This window comes from Marilutibacter maris (genome assembly GCF_006546735.2).
Taxonomy (GTDB): Bacteria; Pseudomonadota; Gammaproteobacteria; order Xanthomonadales; family Xanthomonadaceae; genus Marilutibacter; species Marilutibacter maris.
On record NZ_VICD02000097.1, the window covers coordinates 1 to 3,648 of the forward strand.

The 3,648-nt window shown below is 72.1% G+C and carries 4 protein-coding genes; 1 reads left to right on the forward strand and 3 read right to left on the reverse strand.

All coding sequences use genetic code 11. The features are described 5' to 3' along the window. From FKV24_RS06620 to FKV24_RS06630, 3 genes are all read right to left on the reverse strand, one after another. On the reverse strand, nucleotides 1–1,210 hold a 1,210-nt coding region (locus FKV24_RS06620; RefSeq protein WP_141481820.1), incomplete at its 3' end, for a sensor histidine kinase. Between the two features lie 160 nt (nucleotides 1,211–1,370). After that, nucleotides 1,371–2,057, reverse strand: coding sequence for a helix-turn-helix transcriptional regulator (locus FKV24_RS06625; RefSeq protein WP_141481821.1), 687 nt, complete (start codon nucleotides 2,055–2,057; stop codon nucleotides 1,371–1,373). 73 nt (nucleotides 2,058–2,130) lie between these two features. Next, nucleotides 2,131–2,910, reverse strand: a complete 780-nt coding sequence (locus FKV24_RS06630) for an NIPSNAP family protein (RefSeq protein ID WP_211371808.1) — start codon at nucleotides 2,908–2,910, stop codon at nucleotides 2,131–2,133. A gap of 446 nt (nucleotides 2,911–3,356) precedes the next feature. Between FKV24_RS06630 and FKV24_RS19220 the strand changes: the two genes are divergently transcribed. Continuing rightward, nucleotides 3,357–3,648: hypothetical protein (locus FKV24_RS19220; RefSeq protein ID WP_170288235.1), on the forward strand; the 292-nt coding region annotated here is incomplete at its 3' end.

A 3,648-nucleotide genomic window follows, 5' to 3' on the forward strand; every position in this document is an offset into this window, starting at 1 on the left:
CCTGCGGGAAGTTGGCCACCACCGACAACAGGGCGCTGTCGCCGTAGACCAGGCGCAGGCGCTCGCGCACGTTCTTCAGGCCGATCCCGGTGCCGGCGGTCTTCCGGCCGCCGTCCTCGCCGCCGAAGCCGATGCCGTCGTCGGCGACGGTGACCGCCAGCTTGCGCTCGCTGGCGCGCGCCAGCAGCCACACGGTGCCGCCGCCGGGCTTGGGCTCCAGGCCGTGCTTGATCGCGTTCTCGACCAGGGTCTGCAGCATCATCGGCGGCAGCGGGGTCGCGCGCAGATCGTCGGGCACGTCCAGCTGCACCTGCAGGCGCGGGCCCATGCGCAGCTTCAGGATCTCCAGGTAGGCCTGCGAGCGTTCCAGCTCCGCGCCCAGGGTCGAGACCGCCTCGTCGGTGCGCGGCAGCGAGCGCCGCAGGTATTCGATCAGGTGACCGAGCATCAGGTCCGCGCGCTGCGGATCGTGCCGGGTCAGCACCTGCGCGCTGGCCAGGGTGTTGTAGAGGAAGTGCGGTTCGACCTGCGCGTGCAGCAGGCTCAGCTTGGCCACGGTCAACTCCTTTTCGGTCGCAGTCTGGCGGGCGGCGGCCTGTTCGCTGCGGCGGCGCTCGGAGACACGACGGGTGATGGCTCGGGTGATGGCTTCCACGTTTTCCAGGTTGGTGCCGTCGTCGACCCGGAACCAGTCGTTCCAGGCGTCGCTCTCCGGCTCGCAGATCACGGTCGCGCTGCTGATCGCATCGCCGGGGGCGATGGTGGCGAGGATGCGGTTGCGGCGGGTGCGGAACAGGTCGTTGAAGAAGCGGCCAAGCCGCACCGTCCAGTCGCCGTCCTGCGGGGCCGCGCCGCCGGCACGGGCGCGCAGCTGCAGGCTGTCGCGCGCGCTTTCCACGCCTTCCACGTTGGGCAGGTCGCGGATCGCCGCGTCCACCACCGCGAACGCTTCCTCGGCATCGAGCGGAATCTCGACCTGGCGACGCTGGCGGTTGGAGACGGTGGAGGCGTCCAGGTGCCCGGCGATCATCCGCACCCGCCGCAGGTGCGAGAAACCCAGCGTGACCACGAACGCCGCCGCGACCACGAACAGGAAGAAGAACGGCATGACGTTCGGCAGCGGCAGCGAGTCCCAGACCATCGCCGCCAGCAGCAACAGCAGGCCCCAGGCGAGCAGGCGACGGGCGATGAAGACGATCTGCAGGGTCATGGCGGCAGGCGGTCGGGGTGGGCGATGGGCCGAGCATAGCCAGCACACCGCGCGCCGGAAGGGGGCAGGCGACGAACCGGGGGCTGGCGCGACCAAACAGGGGATGCGCGGAACGGGCGCTTGGTTGCAATCGCGCCGCCGCGGGTCCGCGGCGGCGGTCTCAGGCGGGGCTGACGCCCATCGCGTCGAGATAGGCCTGCAGGCCGCGCGACCGCTCGTCGGCGAAGATCTCGCCGGTGCCGCTGTACTCGACGATGCGGTCGGGACGGAAGCTGCGGAAGTCGCTGCGCAACCGGCACCAGGCGCCCAGGGTCCAGCTGCCGCCCCAGAACGCCAGGCACAGCGGCTCGACCTCGCGCGCGCTGCCGCGGCCGCTCTCGTCGCGGTAGTCGATCCGCAGCACCTGGCGCGCGGTCACCGCATCGTGCAACGCGTCGATGATGCCGCTGGTTTCCAGCCGCTCGACCTCGGGCGCGAAGATCCGCGAGCGCTCGCTGCTGGCGCGCAGCTCGGGCGGCAGCACCGCCTCGATCTTCAGCAGCGCGGTGGTCGCGCCGCGACCCAGCCGCTCGCCGCCGAAGGCGCGGACGAAGCGCGAACCGACCACCAGGGCTTCGAGCTCGTCGGGCGTGAACATCAGCGGCGGGATGTCCGAACCCTTGCGCAGCAGATAACCGACGCCGGCCTCGCCCTCGATCGGCACGCCCGAGCGCTGCAGGTCGGCGACATCGCGGTAGACCGTGCGCAGCGAGACCTCGAGCGTCTCGGCGAGACGTTGGGCGGTGATGGCATTGCGGCGGCCACGCAGGGCATGGATCAACAGGAACAGGCGGTCGGCGCGGCGCATGCGGCATCTTCGCAGGCAGATGAGGCCGGCTCAATCGCGGCATACGGGAGGACGGGAAAAGCGGTGGCGGTCATCAGCGTTGCTCCGATCGCGGGGTGGCGCGCAGCTGCAGCCAGTCCGGCGGCGCCAGCAGCCCGGTGGCGCGCGCGTCGTCGAGCGCGGCCCGCCACTGCCGATCGCGGGCGAGTGCGTCCAGGTGCCCGATCCGGGCGGCGTCGCTGGCGAAACCGGCGAACCAGACGAACGCCTGCTCGCCCTCGCGCACCGGCAGGCGCGGAAAGGTGTTGATGGCCGCTTCGGTCATGTAGCGCGCGCGCAGCGAGGCGCCGTGGCGCGCCAGCAACGGCGCGAGCCGCGCCTCGAACACGGCGGCGAACCCCTGGTCGGCCGGGCGCGCGAGCCGGCAGATGCCAGCCACCAGCGACCCGTCGGCCATGCCGGCACCGGCATCGGCCGGACGCGGGTCCGCGGCCGCGAAGCCCGAACCCGCCGCCACCGGGCGCAGCAGCAGCACGTCGTCGGAATCGATCATGGTCGCGTTGGCGGCGTCGCGATGGCGCTGCCAGACCGGACCGCCATAGAACGCGCCCAGCGCGCGTTCGCGGACCCGCATCGACGCGAAGCCGCGCAGCCAGACGAAGCGGTCGGCACGGTCGAGGTCGTGGAACTGGCCGATCACATGCATGCCGACCGCCTCCTGCGACTCGACGAACTCGCGCTCGAACAGCCCGACCAGGGTGTCGCGCGTGCCCGGATGCAGGGTGTACTGGCGCAGCTCGACCACGGCATCGGCCCAATGCCCGGCGACGGCCACGGACGGCGTGGTCATCGATGCGAACGTGGGCCCGCTCATCCGGCGCTCCTGACGATTCCGGCGACACCGCCGGCGTTGACCGGCGAGCCGTCCGCGGCGCAGGGAAGGCCCGGCCGCCGCGGTCCGCCCCGCCAGGGCCACTCGCCCGCGGGCACCAGTGCGTGGGCGCCCCCGGCCATGTCCAGCGCCGCCGCGTTCAATCCCTGCATGAAGGCTTCCCAGCCCGTCGTGCCCACGCCCGCCATGACCCTGCTCCCGCACCGTGCCGATCGCACCATGACAGCCTGCGCCGGTGCTGCTGCCAGCCTGATGGCAGCAATGGCCACCGCCGCGCACACGCCGCGTCGACGTCGATGAACCGGTCGCGAACGTCATCCGCATGTCCGCCGCCGGGGCGCACGGCTGTCATCTGCGCATCCCAGACTGCGCGCCTGCCCGGCCGGGCCGTCTCATCCCCTGCAACCGCCGACGGACAGCATCAGGTCATGAACGACACTTACGACAACGAAGGCCGGGCGCGGCTGCGCGAGACCTACCTGCGCACCGAGATCACCCTGTCGCTGATCCGCCGCCACGCCGGCGGCGGCCTGGACCCGCACGTGGAACGGCAGCTCGACCATCACCAGCGCATGCTGCGCGGCCAGCTCGGCAGCGAAGCCGATCTGGCCAGCGATGCGATCGACGCGGCCAAGCGGGCATTGACCGCGGCCGACCCGGCGGCGCCGCTGCTGATGCTGGAGATGGCCCGCGACGCGCTGGCGGCAGGTGTGCGTCGCC